Here is a 17,648-nt window from a genome sequence, read left to right on the forward strand (position 1 = left end):
GCTAACGATCCCTCGCGGATCAACCGGGCTCCCCGTCGGCGAACCCGGCGGCCATCGACCGGACCTTGCCGAGCACATCCGGATAACGCATCAGGTGCGCACCACCGTCGAGCTCGATCGTCGATCCGGTCATCCAGCCGGCCTCGTCGGACGCCAGATAGGCGACTGCGGCGGCGATCTCGTCGGGACGACCACTCCGGGCGAGGGGCGTGTTCTCGATGTACTCGTCGGTGAGACCGGGCACCAGGGCGATCCCGGCGACCAGCGGGGTGTCGACCAGGCCGGGCGAGACCGCGTTCACCCGCACACCACGCTCGGCCAGTTCGAGTGCGGCGACCTGGACCAGCATCAGCACCCCGGCCTTGGCCGCGCAATAGGCGCCCATCCCCGCACCCGGTTGTCTACCGTTCAGCGAGGCAATGGTCGTGATGCTGCCACCCGGAGCGATGTGCCGACCCGCGTGCTTGATCACCAGGAACGTCCCGGTGAGGCACACGTCGACGGTCTGTCGCCATCCGCTCAGCTCCAGCTCGGTCAGCGCGCCCGGCACCGACAGTCCGGCGCAGTTCACCACGGTGCGCACGTCGCCGAGGCCGGCGAACACCTCGGCGACGGACCGCTCATCGGTGACATCCATCGCAACGGCCACGACCCCGTCCGTCTGCGCGTCATCGGTCCGCCCGACGTCGCCACCTGCCGCAAGTGCGCCGGCCGCCCGACCGGCGGCGTCGACGTCGACATCGGCGATGGTCACGGGTCTGCCGTGCGAACGAAACAGCCGGGCGGTGGCCAGACCGATGCCGGAGGCGCCGCCGACGACCACCACCCGGTTCGCGTCCGGACTCATCCGGCCACCGTCGTCCCGGAGCCGACCGATGGAACCACACGGCCGAGATGTCTACGCAGGAAGCGGATCTGATGTGCGACCGCCGGCTCGAAGAAGTCGGCTCCCTCGAAGAGGTCGAAATGATCGCAGGGGTAGTGCCGCACCTCCGCTCGCGCAGCAAATCCGGCCTTCGCCGCGGCATGTGGTGGAGCACCGCGATCGAAGTCGGCGATCTGCATCAGCACCGGCACGGTCACCCGCGCGGCTGCCTTGTCGGCCCGATACGAGCCCAACTCGAGGCCGACCGAGGCGTCGACCTCGTTGACCCACGACGGCCCCGCAAGAGCCGTGTAGCTCTCGTAGTAGCCCGACGCCGTCAACGCGGCATGCTCACCCGGTCGACCGACGACCGGAATCATGCTGGGAGGCCTGCCGATTCGAACACCGAGCGCACTGCCGATCCCCACTGCGGTGGACCGCAGCATGGCGGCAGGTCCGGCGATCGCGTAGTTGTGACGGCCCGCCGACAGTCCGCTCACCAGGGGCACCATCGATACGACGGCGGCGACATCCGACCGGTCCGCGGCCGCGATCAGCACGTGCCCACCGGACTGGGAGAGCCCCCACAGAACGATCCGCTGCGGATCCACTCCCGGGAGGTCGCGGGCCGCGTCGATCGCCGCGTGATAGTCGGCGACCTGACCCGACATCGAGATCTTCTGTCGCGGTGACCCGTCCGAGGTCCCGAACCCGCGGTAGTCGAATGCGAGGACGGCCAGGCCGGCGTCGGCGAGGCGCGCCGCGAAGGACTCGAGACCGGAGTCCTTGGTCCCGGCGAACCCATGCGCCATGACGACGGCGGGCCGACCGGCGTGGCCGTCGAAGTCGGAATGCTCGGGGCCTGGGAAGAACCAGGCCTCGCACCGGGTGTCGGCAGAGATGAACGAGAGGTCCTGTCTGCTCACGATCACTGCCCTCCGCCCGTTGCGACAGCCGCCGCGACCGTCTCGGCACGCACGGCCGGCGCATCGCCGACGCCGGCCCACCGAGGCGCACCCTGATCCTGCGCGCGACGGGCACCTGCCGGGATCTCCCTGGTGCGCATGTCGTGTTCGTACAGATAGTGGTCGAGCTGTTGGGTGTGACGCGGGCGATCGAGCATGTGGCCGGTGTAGAACTGCTGGTCCGCGACGATGACCCGATGCATCTCGGCCTCGGACGGCAACCGATATCGACCGACGGCATAGGCACCGATCAGTCGCGCTTGACACTCGACGAACGGGAACAGGGTCGGCGTCGCCTGCGCGAACCCGGCGAACACCAGGTCGTCGATCCCCGGTGCGAACATCCGCTTGTACAGATCGATCCGGTTGTCTGGCGCGCTGATCAGCTCCGGGTCGAAGAACGGAAAGGTGATGTTGTATCCGGTTGCGTAGATGATGATGTCGAAATCCGACGCGGTCCCGTCCTCGAAATGCACGGTCTCACCATCGAGTCGGGTGATGTTCGGCTTCGCGGTGATGTCGCCCGACCCCAGCCTCAGCGGCAACTCCACCGACTGTGTCGGATGCGCCTCGAAGAACTTGTGATTCGGCGTCGGCAAGCCGTAGTCCTCGGGCCTCCCCGCCGTCATCGGCTGCATGACCTGCATGAACTTCCGTTGCCACGCGAACGGGATGTACGGCGAGGTGTGGTAGAACTTGTCGGCCGGTTTCCCCGCGAAGTACTTCGGGACGATCCAGGCGCCGGAACGCGTCGAGAGCGTCAGCGTGTTGTCCAGAGCCTTCGACGACAACTCGACTGCGATGTCGGCTGCGCTGTTACCCAGTCCCACCACCAGGATCCGTTTGCCGGAGAAGTCGTGCGGTGTCGACGGATCGATGTAGTGGTGCGCGTGCATCGAACGACCGGTGAACTCGCCGGGGAAGTCGGGCAACCGCGGATCCCAGTGATGTCCGTTCGCGACGACGAGCAGGTCGAATCGTCGGGAGCGCCCGTCCTGGGTGTCGAGTTCCCAGCCGCCACCGGGGAGTCGCCGCGCACTCTGCACACCGTTCTCGAACTGGATGGCGTCGAGCAGACCGAAGGCGTCGGCGTAATCGTCGAGGTACTGCTTGATCTGGGTGTGGTGCGGGAAGTCGGGGTACTCCGGCGGCATCGGGAAGTCGCGAAACGACAGTTGGTGTTTGGAGGTGTCGATGTGCAGCGACCGATAGGCGCTGCTGTGCCCGTTCGGGTTACCGAATGCCCAGTTGCCGCCGATGCGGTCGGAGGACTCGAAACAGGTGTACGGCACGCCGTAGTCGTTGAGCATCTTGCCTGCGGTGAGACCGCTGATACCGGCGCCGATCACGGCCGTGCGGGGTGGGTGCATCGTCGGAACGCCTCCTGGTCAACGGATCAGTAGACAGATTTTCGACTCTGTCTACAGTGAACACATTCCCAGATGTGTCTACGTCTTGCTAGGGTTTCGACAGATTGACCCGGGAACGGACGGCACTCGCCCCGGGGTACCAGCGCCACAGTCTGTGACGGAGAGCGAGCACGTGACCGACACACCGACCGCGACGGTCACCGACCGACTCGTCACGGCGACCGAGAAATTGCTGGCCGACAAAGGCATCCGCGCCATGACGGTGCAGCAGGTCGCCGAGGCGGCCGGGGTGTCGCGCGCCTGGCTGTACCGACATTTCCCGGACAAGGCCGCGCTCGTCGGCGCCGCCATCGTCCGTCTCACCGACAGTTTCTGGACCGATGCCGCGGCACAACTCGAGGACCTCGGATCGTTCGAGGAGCAACTCGCCGCGGGCGTCCGGATCGGTCGTGGCGCCTACGACGATCCCGGCGCACTCCTGATGCGCCTGCGCACGGACGAACCCGAGGAGTTCGCCGCGTGTGCGGGTGCCGGCGTGTCCGGCCTCGTCCCCGACCTCGCGCTCTTCTGGCGTCCCTACGTCAATGCCGCGTCCGCCCGTGGCGAGATCCACGCCGCGCACGATCTCACCGAGGTCGCCGAGTGGGTGGCGCGACTCCTGATCAGCCTCGGTACCGTTCCGGGCGACACCGTCGACCCCGACGACCCGCAGGCGATCCGGACACACATCGCGCGATTCGTGATGCCCGGACTGCGAGCCAACCCGCGGCCGGCGAGCTAGGAGGTCGGCGATGACGGGGTCGGTGCTGACCGTGATCGGGGTCGGGGGCATGGGTGAGGCCGTCGCCCGACGCCTGGGCCACGGACGAGTCCTGCTGCTCGCCGACGTGGATGCGGAGTCCCTCGACCGCGTTGCCGACCCACTCGCGCGATCCGGATACCACGTCCACCGACACGTCGTCGACGTCTCGGACGGCGCCGCGGTGGCCGAACTCGCCGCGCGCGCAGTATCGTTGGGCTCGGTCGACGCCCTCGTACACACCGCCGGGGTGTCGCCTGCCCAGGCGCCGGCCGAGCGGATCGTGGCGGTCGATCTCATCGGGACCGCCCATGTCGTCGGCGAGTTCGGGCGGGTGATCGCGTCCGGGGGCGCCGGCGTGGTGATCGCCAGTGTGGCCGGACACATCTTCGCCGATGCCGTGGATGCGCAGGCAACCGAACACTTCGCGCACGCGAGCGCCGCGTCGCTGCCCGATCTCGAACTCTTCGACGTCGCCGCGCTGCCGGCCGACCTGGGTCGGGCGGTCACCTACGGATACTGCAAGCGCGCCAACCAGATCCGGGTGCAGTACGCCGCCCCCGGTTGGGGCGATCGTGGCGCGCGACTCAACTCGGTGAGTCCCGGCGTGATCGCGACCGAGATGGGCTGGACCGAGTTCTCGGCCGACTTCGCGCACAGCTCCTACGAGGCGATGGTGACCCGGTGTGCAGCCGCGCGGTTCGGCACCGCCGAGGACGTCGCAGCGGCCGTGGAGTTCTTGCTGGACCCGGTGCGGGCGTCCTTCGTCACCGGCACCGACCTCTTGGTCGACGGCGGCGTCGTCGCCGGGGTGCGCAGCGGCCGGATTCCGCTGACCTGAGCCAAGTTCCGGCACACTGCCCGTCGAACTACGGTGTGCGCGGGGTGTGCATCAGGCACTCAGGCCCCGCGCGCGCAGTCGCGGTATCACTTCGGCGGCCAGGATCTCGAGTTCGTCGACGACCACACCGGGCATCAGGACGAACCCGTCGGCCGCTCCGCCGCGGAACCAGGCCTCGATCCGGTCGACCAACTGTTCCGGCGTCCCGACGAATGTCGCGTGACCGCTGCCCGTGTACCGGGTCTGGCGGAGGAACTCGCGAACGGTCAGCGAGCCCGCGTTGATCTGCGTGAGGAGGGCGTCGCGGAAGCCGACACTGCCGCGGAACCGCTCCCCGGCAGCCGATTCCAACACCGACGGCGGAAACGGTCGGTCGAGGTCGATGTCGGCGGCGTCGTCGGTGCCGAAGAACAGCGACAGCAACCCCTCACCCGGATCTATTGCCGCGCGGTCGTAGAACTCGTCGACGCGGGCCCGAGCCTCTGCCTCGGTGTCGGCGAGAGTCAGCGACAGTCCCGGCAGGATCAGCACGTCGTCGGGGTCGCGTCCGGTGTCCCGGGCGTGCGCGCGGACCTCGGAACGGTTACGCCTGCCGTCCTCGACGCTCGCCGCCGCGGAGAAGACCCCGGACGCCGTCCGCCCGGCCAGACCTTTGCCCTCAGCAGAGCCGCCGGCCTGGTAGATCCCGGGCAGGCCGCCCGCGGGGAGCGCGACGTCGGAGAGGCCGTCGACGTCGAACCACTGCCCGTGCCGGCGGTAGGCCTCACCTGAGGCGGCGGAGTCCCAAACGGCGCGTACGACGGCGATGAACTCCTCGGCGCGCGCGTATCGGTCGGAGCGGTCGAGGATGTCGTCGAGACCGTAGTTGCCGGCTGCGCCGTCACCGAACGAGGTGACCGCGTTCCACGTCGCGCGACCACCCGAGACGTAGTGCAACGACGCGATGCGCTCGGCGATCTCGACCGGATCGTTGTAGGTGGTGGACGCAGTGGTGACCAGGCCGATCCGCTCGGTGACCGCCGCGACCCGCGCCCAGACGAGCGACACGTCCAGCGGTGACAGCAGTACGCCGTGGGTCGGGTCGATGAGATAGGAGTGATCGGCTAGGAAGAGCGCATCCAGACCACCCTCCTCGGCGCTGCGCGCCACAGATTCCCAGAAGTCCGGCGCGACGATGTCGGCGCCGACACCGCGTTCACCCAGCCAGGCCTGGGGCAAGGTGCCCTCACTCAGCACATTCACAGCCAGGTGGACGAATTCGTGATCCTGACCGTCGTACGACGACATCTCCGTTGACCTCCCGGTGGGAACGCCGACCGCGAGAGCGGGGCATATCGATTCGCGTCGACAGCACCGAACCGGCAGGACGCTCCGCCGAGCATTGTGCGTGAGATCTGCTCATAGACGAAACGTTCGGCCCGTGATGCCCGAAATCCTTGCCGCACAACCCGCTGCCCCGGCATGTTCGTGCGGGTGACCTCTGCTCGATCCCCGCTCGAATCCACAGCTCGATCAGATTCACCGCGCTTCGCGGTGGGGCTGACCGGCGCAGACGTACGCGTCCTCGTCGACCATCCCGACCTCGCAGCCCGCGTCGACGGTCTCGGTGCCGACTTCGTCGCACTGGGCGTCGACGCCCACTCCGGCCGAGAGCCGGGCGCCCTTCCACGCCGTCCGACCGTCGAGGCCACGGTCGCCATCGCCGTGCTCGCCGACGTCGTCTCGACGACCACCCTGCTGTCGGTGAGCTCGCCGTTCGCAGACCACCCGTACAACATCGCCCGCCGCGCGGCGACCCTGCACGCCATCACCGGGCGACGCGGAGGTGTCGTCATCGGTGCCACCGAACGCAGTCGGCGGGGCAGTTTCCCCGCTCGTGCGGATCACGAGGCGCTGGCCGTGGCCACACCGGTCGAGGTGCTCGCCGACACTGCTGTGATCATCCGGAAGCTGTGGCTGAGTTGGCCTCTGGAGAGTGTCGTCGCCGACCGCGAGCGACTCCTGTTCTCGAACGGTGTGCAGATCCTCGGCGTCGACCACAATGGCGTCTTCCGGGTGACCGGCCCGCTCAACGTGCCCGTCCCGCGGTCGGATCAACCTCTCCTGGCCGCCATCGCCCCTGTCGACGACGAACTCCCGGACGCCTCCGCCGACGTCGTCGACGTGGTGGTGCATCCGCGGGCGCGGTGGCGGACCGGCGGACGGCCACGATCGACATTCGACGGTGCGCAGTACGCGGAGGTCGTCGTCGGCGGCGATGACGCGGCGACAGCCGCGCAGGTGGCCGAGGCGGTCGCAGTCGGCTACGACGCGGTCCTCCTCCGGCCCGACCCGACCTCCACGGTCGGCGCCACCGATCTGATCGACTCCACCGTGCCGACGCTCGTGCGCGCCGGCACGATCCGACCGGTCGGCCCCCTGCGCGGTGCCGACTGGTCGACTCGCGCAGCCGACCTGCTGACCGACGCCCGACCTGCGTTCGGCCCGGTTCCCGCACCCGCCTGAGCGGTCCACGCCGCTCATCCCACCCCGCCCGACGTCCACATCAGCTGACCGCTGACGCCACCTGATCTCACCGGAGGACCCATGTCCGATCGCCCGCTCTACTTCTCCGCCTTCGTGATGAACACCCCGTCACACGTGCTGCACGGACTGTGGCGCAAGCCGGAGGCGCAGAACCACCAGATCAATTCGCTCGAACACTGGATCGAACTCGCCCGCTATGTCGACCGGGTGGGATTCGACCTGCTCTTCTTCGCCGACGTCACCGGCCTGCGATCGCCGTGGAACGGCAACTACGAGTTGGTAGCGCGGGAGGGCCTGCAGATCCCCGTCAACGACCCGTCCACGTTGATCTCCGCGCTGGCCGCCGCGACCGAGGACATCGGGCTCGTGTTCACGAGCTCGATCGTCCAGGCACTGCCGTTCGACTTCGCCCGCCGACTGTCGACCCTCGACCACTACACCCGCGGACGCGTCGGCTGGAACATCGTCACCAGCTTCTCCGACAACACCTATCGAAACTTCGGACACGACAAGCTCGTCGAACACGACGAGCGGTACCGCATCGCCGCGGAGTACGTCGACACCCTGTACAAGCTCTGGGAGGGTTCCTGGGACGAGGACGCGCTGGTCCAGGACAAAGAAGCAGGCGTGTACGCCGACCCTGCGAAGATCCACAAGATCAACCATGTGGGACAGCGATTCTCCGTCGAGGGTCCGCACCTTGTGTCGCCGTCGCCGCAGCGCACGCCATTCCTCTTCCAGGCCGGCGCTTCACCTGCCGGGCAGGCATTCTCGGCCCGAAATGCCGAGGGTGTGTTCATCGGCTCCCCGGACCCGCAATCGGCCCGCGGACTCATCGCCGAGCAGCGCGCGCAGGCCGTGGCCGTCGGCCGCGGCCCCTCCGACATCCGCTTCTTCCAGGGACTGTCCTTCGTCGTCGGCGAGACGGAAGACGAGGCGCGAGCGAAAGAGGCTGCCATCGAGGAGTATTCGAGCCTCGAAGGAATCCTGTCGCACATCCTCGGCGATGCGGGGATCGACGCGGGCGGCCTGGACCTCGACACCCCGATCGACGATCTGGGCGAGTTCCGTGGTGTGCAGGGGTGGCGTCGATGGGCCGAGGAGGCCGCCGGATCGGACCGTCCGACAATCGGCCATCTGGCGAGGGTTTTCGAGCGGGCGAGCCGAATCGTCGGCACGCCGGAGCAGATCGCCGACCGCCTCGAGGAATGGCGCGACGCCGGCATCGACGGCGTCAACGTCTTCCACGCCACCCGACCGGGAACCTTCGTCGAGATCGGTGAGCTGCTTTTCCCGGAGCTTCGACGTCGCGGTCTGCTGTCCACCGACAAGTCGGGCACGCTGCGCAGCAAGCTGTCCGGCGGTGGATCGGACCGATTGCCCGACACCCATCCGGCCGCCGCGTACCGGGGCGCGTTCACGGACAACAACCTGCTCGATACGGTCACCGACACTGCTGCTCCGCTGCGGCCCGCGGGCGTCACCGTCTGAGCCGGGCGAATCGGCGTCCCGGGGCACGCCCGCGGGTACCGCCCGGCGTCGCTCACATCACTGCAGGGACGTCAGACCACGGCGGGGGTGATGCCCAGCTTGCCCGCCAACTTGGCGAGGTAACCGCGGGCCTTCTCCAGATCGTCGTCGGGCACGCCGTAGAGCACCGTGGTGACGCCGAGTTCGCGCCACTTCTCGAGCCGTTCAGGCACCGGCTTGAAGTCGAGGACCACGATCTGCGGGTCGCCCTCGCGACCGGCATCGGCCCAGATCTGCTTGAGCAGGACCACCGATCCCTCGATGTCGTCCTCCCCGGGCGTGGTGATCCAGCCGTCGGCGCTGCGTGCGATCCAGCGGAAGTTCTTCTCGTTGCCGGCGGCGCCGACCTGGACCGGGATGTGCGCCTGCGTCGACTTGGGCCACGCCCAACTGGGACCGAACTTCACGAACTCGCCGTCGAACTCGGCCTCTTCCTGCGTCCACAGCGCGCGCATGGCCTCGAGATACTCGCGCAACATCGTGCGACGACGCTTCGGCGGGACGTGGTGATCGCCGAGTTCGTCCAGGTTCCAACCGAATCCGACGCCGAGAGTGACGCGACCGTCGGAGAGGTGGTCGAGTGTGGCGATCGACTTCGCGAGCGTCAGCGGATCCGACTGCACGGGTAGCGCGACCGCGGTGGCCAGTCGGATCCGGCTGGTGACGGCCGCGGCCGATGCCAGCGACGTCCACGGGTCGAGAGTGCGCATGTACCGGTCGTCGGGAAGGGACGAGTCGCCGGTCTGCGGATGCGCGGCGTCGCGCCGGGTGGGGATGTGACTGTGCTCGGGCACGTAGTACGCCGCGAACCCGGCCTCTTCGATGAGCGGCGCGAGCACGCTGGGGCGCAAACCGCGATCGCTGGTGAACTGCACGATTCCGTAATCCATGGATAACCTCCGGACGACGTGGGGTAGATCCGAGCCGACGTCGTCGGACGGTTGACTGGACACCAGTCTAGGTGACTCGAGCGCCCGCGACCAGGTTTTGCCGGACATCCCGGAAGATCCCGTTGGCCGGGGTCGCCCGACTGACGGCATCCGCTGCCAACACCACGGCGGCAGAGGTCCAGCAGCTCTTCTCCACCGGCCAGCGCTTGCCGTCGGCGAACACCAGACCGGTCCAGTACGAACCGTCCGGGTCGCGCAGATGCTGGATCGAGGCGATCAGATCGATCGCGTCGGCCGTGTCACCGAGGGCGTCGAGTGCGAGCGCCAACTCGCTGGTCTCGGCCCCGGTCACCCAGGGTCGATGGTCGACACACCGGATTCCCATACCCGGCACCACGAAGTCGTCCCAGCGGCGGGCGATGAGCTCCTGCCCGGCCCGCCCACGGACCGCGCCACCCAGGACCGGGTAGTACCAGTCCATCGAGTGCTCAGACGGGGGATCGAAGAGATCCGTCCGCTCGCGCAACGCATCTCCCAGCGCGGCATGCGCGCGCACCCAGTCGTCGTCGGGCTGGTCGAGTTCGACCGCGATCCGGATGGCGCAGTCGAGCGCCTGGAAGATGCTCGCGTTGCCGGTGATCTTGGCCTCGGCGAACATCGCGCCCGTGCCGTGGTCGCCGCCCCAGCGGACGGCGCCGTCGGGGCGTTGGTAGCGGCAGACCAACTCGGTCGCCGACCACACCGTCTGCCACATCCGTTCGAGAAACGCAGTGTCGCCGGTGATCACGTAGTGATGCCAGACCCCGACGGCGATGTAGGCGCAGAAGTTGCTGTCGACGCCCGCGTCCTCGACCCGGCCGCACACCGTGCGGATCGGCCAGGAACCATCGTCGCGCTGGGTACGCCTGGACCATTCGTACGCGGCCTCGGCCTCCGAGTGGAAGCCCGTGACCGACAACGCCATCGCCGACTCGACATGATCCCACGGGTCGGTCTGACCACCCGGGAACCACGGCAGAGCACCCGACTGCTCCTGCATCCCGACGATCGCCGCGCCGGTGGCGCGCACCTGGGCGGCGGTCAGGACACCCGCGATCGCGGGGGTCGCGGTCATCCCGCCGTGGTCGATCCGGCCGGCTTGCGGAGGTAGAGCGCGACCGACTTGCCGATCACGGGGTTGAGAAGACGCTCGCCGGTACGGGTCAGCCACGGCTTGCTCATCATGTCCCACACCAGGAGCTGGTGGTACCCGCGGACGAGCAGGTTCTTGTCGTTCTCGGTCCCGACCGCGCACTTGAGCCACCAGTACGGCGCGTGCAGCGCATGCGCGTGGTCGGTGCCGGTGACCTCGAGACCGACCCGCCGCAGCTTGTCGGCCAGCTCGGACGCCTTGTAGATGCGGACGTGCCCACCCTCGACCTCGTGGTACTCGTCGGACAGCGCCCAGCAGACCTTCTCCGGCCAATAGCGCGGAACGGTCACCGCACCGACGCCGCCCGGCTTCAGGATGCGGTACATCTCCGCGATGGCGGCCTCGTCGGAGGGGATGTGCTCCAGGATCTCCGACATCAGCACCACGTCGAAGCTGTTGTCCGCGTACGGCAGCCGCAGCGCGTCGCCGACCTCGGCACGCGCCTTGGCATCGGCGGGGACCTCACCCGCAGCGATGAGCGCGTCGAACATCTCGGAGACGTCGGCCATGTCCTGTTCGGACTGGTCGAAGGCGATCACGTCGGCACCACGGCGGAACATCTCGTAGGAGTGCCGTCCCTGCCCCGCCCCGATGTCGATCGCCTTGGTCGCCGGACCCACGCCCAGTCGGTCGAAATCCACTGTCAGCACGCTTGTTCCCTTCCTCAGACCGCTTCGCGCGCGGTCACGCCGCCGGAGCGGCCCACTCGTTGCAACACGGTCTCGTAATGTGCGGCGGTCTTCGCGGCGACCGCGGCCCAGCTGTAGCGGTCCTCGACACGCGCGCGTCCGCCGGCACCGAGCCGGGCCCGCAGTTCGCCGTCGTCGAGCACCCGTCCGATCGCCTGCGCGAGTTTGCCCGAGTCGCGCGGCGGGACCAGGACCGCAGCCTGCTCGTCGGTCCCGACGACCTCCGGGATGGCGCCGGCACGCGTAGCCACCAGCGCGGTACCGCAGCTCATCGCCTCGACGGCGGGCAGTGAGAAGCCCTCGTACAGGGACGGGACACAGGCGACCTCGGCCGACGCCAAGAGGTCGGCCAACTGCTGGTCGTCGAGTCCGGACACCACGCGTACCCGATCCGCGATCGCCAGGTCGTCGATCATCTTGGCGGACGGCCCGTTCGGGTCCAGTTTGGACACCAGTACCAATTCGATCTCGCGCTCTGCGCTGAGTTTGGCGACCGCCTCGAGGAGGTAGGAGACGCCCTTCAACGGCGCATCGGCGCTCGCGACCGAGACGATCCGTCCCGGCACACGTTCGACGGCGGGTCGGAAGACCTCGGTGTCGACGCCCAGCGGAATAGTGGTGATCCGGCCCGACGGGATGTCGAAGGCCTTGCGGATGTCGACCTCGCTGCTCCGGGACACCGTCAGCAACTCCGGGATGCGTCGGGAGACCCGGCCCTGCATGCGCAGGAACGAATGCCACCGCCAGGCGCTGATCTTGCGCCAGCCCTTGGCCGCCTTGACCGCCAGCGTGCGGTCCCGGGTGATCGGGTGGTGGATCGTCGCGATCAGCGGCAGCCCGGCACGCTGGATGTCCAGCAGTCCGTAACCGAGGCACTGATTGTCGTGCACGATGTCGAATTCGTCCTTGCGCTCCTTGAGGAGCCGCGCGACACGGAGGCTGAAGGTCAGCGGTTCACCGAAGCTCGCGGTCCACATCGACCCCACTTCGAGGGCGTCGATCCAGTCGCGGTACTCGCTCGGACGCGGGGTGCGGAAGGGATCCGGCTCGTCGTAGAGGGCCAGACTCGGGACCTTGGTGAGCGTCACGCCGGCGTCCAGTGCCGACTGGTCGAGGTCGGGATACGGCTGCCCGGAGAAGATCTCGACATCGTGGCCGAGGAGCGCGAGCTCTCGACTCAAGTGCCGGACGTACACTCCCTGACCGCCGCAATGCGGTTTGCTGCGATACGACAGCAGCGCGACCCGCACCCTACTTCTCCATGCCCGCGTCGGCGGCCGACTCGAGTTCGGTGATGCTCACGAACTTGAGCCGACGGCGACCTGCGGCCTTACCTGCTGACTTCTCTGCCGTGTCGATGTTCTTCCACCCCGTTAGATCGATCCGATGGGCACCCCGGTCGGCGACGATGCCCGCGACGTCGTCGCGTGTAGTGACCGGATCCGAAAGCGTACCCGCGACGAAGTCGGCCAGCACCGCCGCAGCGGTCTCCTGACCGCAGATCCTGTTCATCCCGATGCCCCCGGTCGCACCGCGTTTGATCCACCCGGTGACGAACAGGCCGGACATCGTGTCACCGTCCGGCGCCGACAGCACCCGGCCCTCGGTGTTGGGCACCACGCCGGCCACCTCGTCGAACGGGAGGTCGGTGACCGGGACGCCGCGATAGCCGATGGCGCGCAGGACGACGCCGGCCTCGAGTTCGGTCCGATCCTCGGTCGGCGTGACACCGACGTTGCCCGATCCCGGTGCGTACTCGTTGCGGACCAGGGTGACCCCGTCGACGTGGTCGGTGCCGGATATCTCGACCGGAGAGGTGAGGAACCGGAACACGATCCGACGGTTGCCGTCGGTCGTCTCGCGTTCGGAGAACTCCCGGGCCAGCCGGATCTTGGTACCGATCGTGGAGTCCAACGAGCCGTCAGCGAGTGCCGCCTCGGTCGCGGCATCGAGCACCAGGTCGTCGGGGTCGATGACGACGTCGACACCCTCTACGTCGCCGAGGGCGAGGAACTCGCTGTTGGTGTAGGCGGCCTGCGCGACGCCGCGACGGGCGACCAGCACGACCTCACGGACCTTCGACTCGCGCAGCGCGGTGAGGGCGTGGTCGGCAATGTCGGTCTTCGCCAGGTCGTCCGGGTCGCTGACCAGGATGCGCGCCACGTCGAGTGCGACGTTGCCGTTGCCGATCACGACCGCCCGCTCCGACGACAGGTCGACCCCGAGATCGACATAGTCGGGGTGGCCGTTGTACCAGGCCACGAACTCCGTCGCCGGGATCGAGCCGGCGAGGTCCTCACCGTCGATGCCCAGCCGCTTGTCGGTGGACGCACCGACGGCGTAGACGACCGCGTGGTAGCGGTCGGTGAGTTCGTCATGGCTGATGTGCTTGCCGACCTCGACGTTCAGGAAGTAGTCGAAGTTGCGTTTGCCCGCGGTGGCAGCGAACGTCTTCTCCACCCCCTTGGTCGGGGCGTGGTCCGGGGCGACCCCCGCGCGCACAAGTCCGTACGGAGTCGGCAGGCGGTCGAACATGTCGACCTTGACCGTCGGCCGACGCACGAGTTCCTCGGCTGCGTAGAAGGCAGCCGGTCCAGCGCCGACGATGGCGACGTGCAACTCTCCGTCGGGCAGCTGCGGGGCCTTGCGAGGCGGCACGAGCCCGCCCTCGACGTCGTGGTCCGTGTAGTAGTCGGCGTTGATCTGGAGGTAGGGCTCGTCGCGATCCTCGATCTGGTCGTCCGGGAGGATGGCCTCGACCGGGCACTCGTCGATGCACGCACCGCAGTCGATGCACGTCTCGGGATCGATGTAGAGCATCTCCGCGGTGAGGAACTCCGGCTCGTCAGGAGTGGGGTGGATGCAGTTCACCGGACACACGCTGACGCACGAGGCGTCGTTGCAACATGGTCGAGTAATCACATGCGCCATCTGCTGTTTCCTCAGAGTCAGACACGTGGAACGTGTTCTAGTTTTGCTGCTCTCTGTATCTTAACTGCAAAGATACCGGCGACACACAGAAGGGACCCCGGTGAGCATCATCGGCGAACAGCCAGAGGTCGTCGCACTGACCGACCGCAAGGAGGGCGCGCGCTTCTTCGAGGGGGGATATCGCGTCCGCACCGGTGACGTCGACCAGGAGATGCGGGTGCGTCTCGACGCGGTCGCCAGATACCTGCAGGACGTCGCCAACGACAACATCGAGGTGACCGAGTTCCGCGACACCGATCCGTTCTGGATCGTGCGGCGGACCGTCATCGACGTGATCCGACCGTTCTCCTGGCCGGCCGGTTTCACCGCCCAGCGTTGGTGCGGCGCGTTGTCGACGCGATGGACCAACATGCGGGTGCGACTGACCGCCGAGCACGAGACGAACCGGTTCAACCCCGACCCGCGCCCGCCGGGCCTCATCGAGACCGAGGCGTTCTGGATCAACGTCAACGATCAGGGCATGCCCTCACGCCTCACCGACGGTGCATTCGAGATGTTGTCGTCGATGACCGACGAACACCGCTTGCGCTGGAAGGCGATGAACCCCGACAAGGCGCCGGATCCGGGCACGATCGACCTGCCCGACCGTGAGCACGTACTTCGCAGCACCGACTTCGATCCGTTCAAGCACCTGAACAACGCCGCATACCTGGAGGCGATCGAGGACGAGCTCGTCGACCACCCCGACCTGGTCACCGGCCGTCATCGGGCGGTCATCGAGTACCTGCGCCCCATCGTCCCGTCGAGCAAGCTGACGCTGCGCAGGGTCCGCGAGGCCGATCGGTTGCTGGTGTGGATGCTCATCGACGGCCCAGACGGCGACGTGCAGGTCGCGGCGACGGTGTCGGTGACCCGACTGCCCGACTGAGTTCGTCGGAGGCGATGCGAACAGAACCACCGTCTGCGAGCTGAGCTCTGCTCGCAAACGGTAGGGACGCTCGCAGACACCGCCCCTCGCTGCTGGGAAGTTGCTACTGCCCTCCGGACAGCAGGAGCTCCATCAGCTTGATCGGCGCCGCGCAGGGATCGGCGGCGGTCGCGGTCGTCCGCGGTTCGACCCACCAGGTGTAGACACCCTCGCTGGGCGCGCGGGCGGTCACACCGCACATGGCGGGCCGTTTCGGGTCTCGTTGGGTGAACGCAGTCTGACTGGCCACCTTGATGTTCTCGGTCTCGTAGCCGAGCTTCTTGGCGGTCTCCTTCTCGGCGTTCAGCGACCCCCACTCGAACCAGTTGAACGTGACCCCGACGATCGCCGGTCCCTCGACGATCCACCGACAGATGGCACCGTTGAAGGTGCCGCGGGCCACGCCACCACCGACGACCTTCGCGATCTGGTCGGTGGAGACGATCTGGCATTCGAGGAGGAGTTTGTCGAACTGATCGGTGTCGACCGCCCCCGGTTGGTCGTTGTCGGCCTGGCCGACAGCCACGGCGTCACCGTCGACCGACCGGGCGCAGGCGCTGCTCACCCCGACGATCAGCATCGCGGCGACGAGGAGAGCGATCAGGGAGCGCACGCGGCGACCTCGTCCCGCGCCCGGGTACCGGTCGTGAGCAGTCCCCGCGGGCCTCATCCGCTGCGGCATCACGACGCACGCTCGATCGAGAGCCGCGACAGCTCGCGGGTGGCGTCGCAGATCTCTTCGGTGGGCGGGACCTCTCCGCCGGTCACCGACGCCGCACCCGCACTCACCGACCACTCGAAGAAGTCACCGCCGAAGTCGATGCCGACCTCGCAGATGCCGACATCCGATGCGATGAAACCCTTGTGCCCGTTGATCTCGATGTCCTTGGTGGACTCTCGTGACAACTGCTCGGTCGCACGCTCCCGACCGATCGGCGAGCCGCGGTACCAATTGAAGGATGCGACCGGGCCGGTGCGGTCGTTGCTGCTGTCCCACTCGCACGCCGACGGATTGTTCACGGTCGCACTGAGTCCGGGGAACTTGGTGAGCCGCGCGACGTCGTCGATGGTGACTCCGCCGCATTCGCCGAAGAACGGTCCCGATCCGGCCTTCGCCGGCGGCTTCGGGGAGCCCGACCCCGAGTCGTCACCGGAGTCGGACGAACACCCGGCGACGAGCACGACCAGCGCGACGACCGCCATCAGTACGCCACCCTGTGCACGCAGGCGGTCGAGTTCGCGGCGTTCACGTTTGGTGGGCCGACCGGCTCCCGGATCACGACGCGGCTGCGTCGCGAGGACCTCTCGCGGGGGCGGCGGCGGGCTGTGATCGATGAAGCACTCCGCAGCGACGGGGGCCGACGCACGTTTGGTGATCAGTCTCGTGACCTCGACGATCCGCTCACGTCCGTGGAGGCGGACCCTGACCTCGTCACCGACCGAGACCTGCTGTGCCGGTTTCGCGGTGGTGCCGTTGACGCGTACGTGTCCGCCCCGGCACGCGGCACCGGCCGCGGATCGGGTCTTGGTGAGCCGGATCGCCCAGATCCAGCTGTCGACTCGTACCGCCATCAGCGGATCGTGGTCCGGACGCCGACCATCGCCTACCGCTGCCGCGTCAGCAGGTAGTAACCGGCTCCGAGCGCCGCGACGCCGAGGATGACGGCGATCCAGAAGTTGGTGATGAGCCAGACGACCGCGAACACGACGATGGCCGGGGACACGGCCGCCAGACTCATTCCCGGGTGCTGCCGGACGACCTCGCCGACGGCTCTGCGCTTGGCCGGATCCACTGCCATGACTGTCTCCTCACACCGGGCGACGGATGTGCCGACCACTGTAGTCGTCCGGCGCCCACTTCCCGGGTGCTCTGCGAGGCGGAGAGCCCCTCAGACGTCGTAGCCGGAGATGTCCGACACGTGCGGATAGTCCTCCTCGGACTGGACGTCGGGAACGTCGACCTGCTGCTCCAGATAATCGGCCTCAGGTGCCGCTGCAAGAACCTGGCCGGCGAGGACGTCGCCGTTCGTGTTCGGGTCGTGTCGCGTGTCGTCTGCTGTCGTGCCGGTTCGGGTCATGTCGC

General features: G+C 67.9%; 18 protein-coding genes. 5 read left to right on the forward strand and 13 right to left on the reverse strand.

Annotation, left to right across the window (positions count from 1 at the left end):
* Positions 1-19 precede the first annotated feature (19 nt).
* From GS4_RS08150 to GS4_RS08160, 3 genes are read right to left on the reverse strand one after another with little or no spacing between them, the layout of a single operon-like run.
* A complete protein-coding gene (locus GS4_RS08150) occupies positions 20-847 on the reverse strand; it encodes an SDR family NAD(P)-dependent oxidoreductase (protein WP_007619433.1) in 828 nt (275 codons plus the stop codon).
* Complete coding sequence (locus GS4_RS08155; protein WP_007619435.1) at positions 844-1,797, reverse strand: alpha/beta hydrolase; 954 nt, start codon at positions 1,795-1,797, stop codon at positions 844-846. The genes GS4_RS08150 and GS4_RS08155 overlap by 4 nt, the downstream gene beginning before the upstream one ends.
* The gene (locus tag GS4_RS08160) at positions 1,794-3,200 is read right to left on the reverse strand and encodes a flavin-containing monooxygenase (RefSeq protein ID WP_007619436.1); all 1,407 of its coding nucleotides are present in this window, start codon (positions 3,198-3,200) and stop codon (positions 1,794-1,796) included. Before GS4_RS08160 ends, GS4_RS08155 begins: the two co-directional genes overlap by 4 nt.
* A gap of 172 nt (positions 3,201-3,372) precedes the next feature.
* On the opposite strand from GS4_RS08160, the gene GS4_RS08165 reads away from it, so the two are divergent.
* The gene (locus GS4_RS08165) at positions 3,373-3,981 is read left to right on the forward strand and encodes a TetR/AcrR family transcriptional regulator (protein ID WP_007619437.1); all 609 of its coding nucleotides are present in this window, start codon (positions 3,373-3,375) and stop codon (positions 3,979-3,981) included.
* 10 nt (positions 3,982-3,991) lie between these two features.
* On the forward strand, positions 3,992-4,840 hold the full coding sequence (locus tag GS4_RS08170; RefSeq protein WP_007619438.1) for an SDR family oxidoreductase: 849 nt from the start codon (positions 3,992-3,994) through the stop codon (positions 4,838-4,840).
* Between the two features lie 51 nt (positions 4,841-4,891).
* Here GS4_RS08170 and GS4_RS08175 read toward each other — a convergent pair whose 3' ends face one another.
* Positions 4,892-6,127: an NtaA/DmoA family FMN-dependent monooxygenase gene (locus GS4_RS08175; protein ID WP_007619439.1), complete on the reverse strand. Its 1,236-nt coding sequence runs from the start codon at positions 6,125-6,127 to the stop codon at positions 4,892-4,894.
* Between the two features lie 186 nt (positions 6,128-6,313).
* On the opposite strand from GS4_RS08175, the gene GS4_RS08180 reads away from it, so the two are divergent.
* Positions 6,314-7,345 (forward strand): LLM class oxidoreductase, encoded by a 1,032-nt coding sequence (locus GS4_RS08180; protein WP_157226555.1) that lies wholly within the window; start codon positions 6,314-6,316, stop codon positions 7,343-7,345.
* An 81-nt stretch (positions 7,346-7,426) separates the two neighbouring features.
* Positions 7,427-8,857 (forward strand): LLM class flavin-dependent oxidoreductase, encoded by a 1,431-nt coding sequence (locus tag GS4_RS08185; RefSeq protein WP_007619441.1) that lies wholly within the window; start codon positions 7,427-7,429, stop codon positions 8,855-8,857.
* Between the two features lie 71 nt (positions 8,858-8,928).
* On the opposite strand, the gene GS4_RS08190 is transcribed toward GS4_RS08185, so the two are convergent.
* From GS4_RS08190 to GS4_RS08210, 5 genes are all read right to left on the reverse strand, one after another.
* Complete coding sequence (locus GS4_RS08190; RefSeq protein WP_007619449.1) at positions 8,929-9,786, reverse strand: LLM class F420-dependent oxidoreductase; 858 nt, start codon at positions 9,784-9,786, stop codon at positions 8,929-8,931.
* A gap of 67 nt (positions 9,787-9,853) precedes the next feature.
* Positions 9,854-10,900, reverse strand: a complete 1,047-nt coding sequence (locus GS4_RS08195; RefSeq protein WP_040509913.1) for a prenyltransferase — start codon at positions 10,898-10,900, stop codon at positions 9,854-9,856.
* Positions 10,897-11,628 carry a class I SAM-dependent methyltransferase gene (locus GS4_RS08200; protein WP_007619456.1) on the reverse strand — a complete coding sequence of 244 codons (732 nt, stop codon included), beginning with the start codon at positions 11,626-11,628 and terminating at the stop codon, positions 10,897-10,899. Before GS4_RS08200 ends, GS4_RS08195 begins: the two co-directional genes overlap by 4 nt.
* Before the next feature lie 14 nt (positions 11,629-11,642).
* Entirely contained in the window at positions 11,643-12,917 is a 1,275-nt protein-coding gene (locus GS4_RS08205) for a glycosyltransferase family 4 protein (protein ID WP_007619458.1), read from the reverse strand.
* Between the two features lies 1 nt (position 12,918).
* Positions 12,919-14,598 (reverse strand): FAD-dependent oxidoreductase, encoded by a 1,680-nt coding sequence (locus tag GS4_RS08210; protein WP_051989665.1) that lies wholly within the window; start codon positions 14,596-14,598, stop codon positions 12,919-12,921.
* A 100-nt stretch (positions 14,599-14,698) separates the two neighbouring features.
* Here GS4_RS08210 and GS4_RS08215 point away from each other — a divergent pair, with 100 nt between their 5' ends.
* Positions 14,699-15,526 carry an acyl-[acyl-carrier-protein] thioesterase gene (locus GS4_RS08215; protein WP_007619462.1) on the forward strand — a complete coding sequence of 276 codons (828 nt, stop codon included), beginning with the start codon at positions 14,699-14,701 and terminating at the stop codon, positions 15,524-15,526.
* Positions 15,527-15,629: 103 nt separating this feature from the next.
* On the opposite strand, the gene GS4_RS08220 is transcribed toward GS4_RS08215, so the two are convergent.
* The 4 genes from GS4_RS08220 to GS4_RS08235 all read right to left on the reverse strand — a co-directional run bounded on the left by GS4_RS08220 (position 15,630) and on the right by GS4_RS08235 (position 17,643).
* Positions 15,630-16,178: a DUF3558 domain-containing protein gene (locus tag GS4_RS08220; protein WP_007619463.1), complete on the reverse strand. Its 549-nt coding sequence runs from the start codon at positions 16,176-16,178 to the stop codon at positions 15,630-15,632.
* Between the two features lie 68 nt (positions 16,179-16,246).
* Complete coding sequence (locus tag GS4_RS08225; protein WP_007619464.1) at positions 16,247-17,137, reverse strand: DUF3558 family protein; 891 nt, start codon at positions 17,135-17,137, stop codon at positions 16,247-16,249.
* Between the two features lie 32 nt (positions 17,138-17,169).
* Positions 17,170-17,364: a hypothetical protein gene (locus GS4_RS08230; RefSeq protein WP_007619465.1), complete on the reverse strand. Its 195-nt coding sequence runs from the start codon at positions 17,362-17,364 to the stop codon at positions 17,170-17,172.
* A gap of 90 nt (positions 17,365-17,454) precedes the next feature.
* The gene (locus GS4_RS08235; protein ID WP_007619466.1) at positions 17,455-17,643 is read right to left on the reverse strand and encodes a hypothetical protein; all 189 of its coding nucleotides are present in this window, start codon (positions 17,641-17,643) and stop codon (positions 17,455-17,457) included.
* Between the last annotated feature and the right edge of the window lie 5 nt (positions 17,644-17,648).

Source organism: Gordonia soli NBRC 108243 (assembly GCF_000334455.1).
In the GTDB taxonomy this organism is placed as follows: domain Bacteria; phylum Actinomycetota; class Actinomycetes; order Mycobacteriales; family Mycobacteriaceae; genus Gordonia; species Gordonia soli.

Excerpts from the sequence above, each read along its gene's own strand:
- GS4_RS08150 (WP_007619433.1), bottom strand. The coding sequence starts at position 847 with ATGAGTCCGGACGCGAACCGGGTGGTGGTCGTCGGCGGCGCCTCCGGC.
- GS4_RS08160 (WP_007619436.1), bottom strand. The coding sequence starts at position 3,200 with ATGCACCCACCCCGCACGGCCGTGATCGGCGCCGGTATCAGCGGTCTC.
- GS4_RS08170 (WP_007619438.1), top strand. The coding sequence starts at position 3,992 with ATGACGGGGTCGGTGCTGACCGTGATCGGGGTCGGGGGCATGGGTGAG.
- GS4_RS08175 (WP_007619439.1), bottom strand. The coding sequence starts at position 6,127 with ATGTCGTCGTACGACGGTCAGGATCACGAATTCGTCCACCTGGCTGTG.
- GS4_RS08185 (WP_007619441.1), top strand. The coding sequence starts at position 7,427 with ATGTCCGATCGCCCGCTCTACTTCTCCGCCTTCGTGATGAACACCCCG.
- GS4_RS08190 (WP_007619449.1), bottom strand. The coding sequence starts at position 9,786 with ATGGATTACGGAATCGTGCAGTTCACCAGCGATCGCGGTTTGCGCCCC.
- GS4_RS08195 (WP_040509913.1), bottom strand. The coding sequence starts at position 10,900 with ATGACCGCGACCCCCGCGATCGCGGGTGTCCTGACCGCCGCCCAGGTG.
- GS4_RS08210 (WP_051989665.1), bottom strand. The coding sequence starts at position 14,598 with ATGGCGCATGTGATTACTCGACCATGTTGCAACGACGCCTCGTGCGTC.
- GS4_RS08225 (WP_007619464.1), bottom strand. The coding sequence starts at position 17,137 with ATGGCGGTACGAGTCGACAGCTGGATCTGGGCGATCCGGCTCACCAAG.
- GS4_RS08230 (WP_007619465.1), bottom strand. The coding sequence starts at position 17,364 with ATGGCAGTGGATCCGGCCAAGCGCAGAGCCGTCGGCGAGGTCGTCCGG.
- GS4_RS08235 (WP_007619466.1), bottom strand. The coding sequence starts at position 17,643 with ATGACCCGAACCGGCACGACAGCAGACGACACGCGACACGACCCGAAC.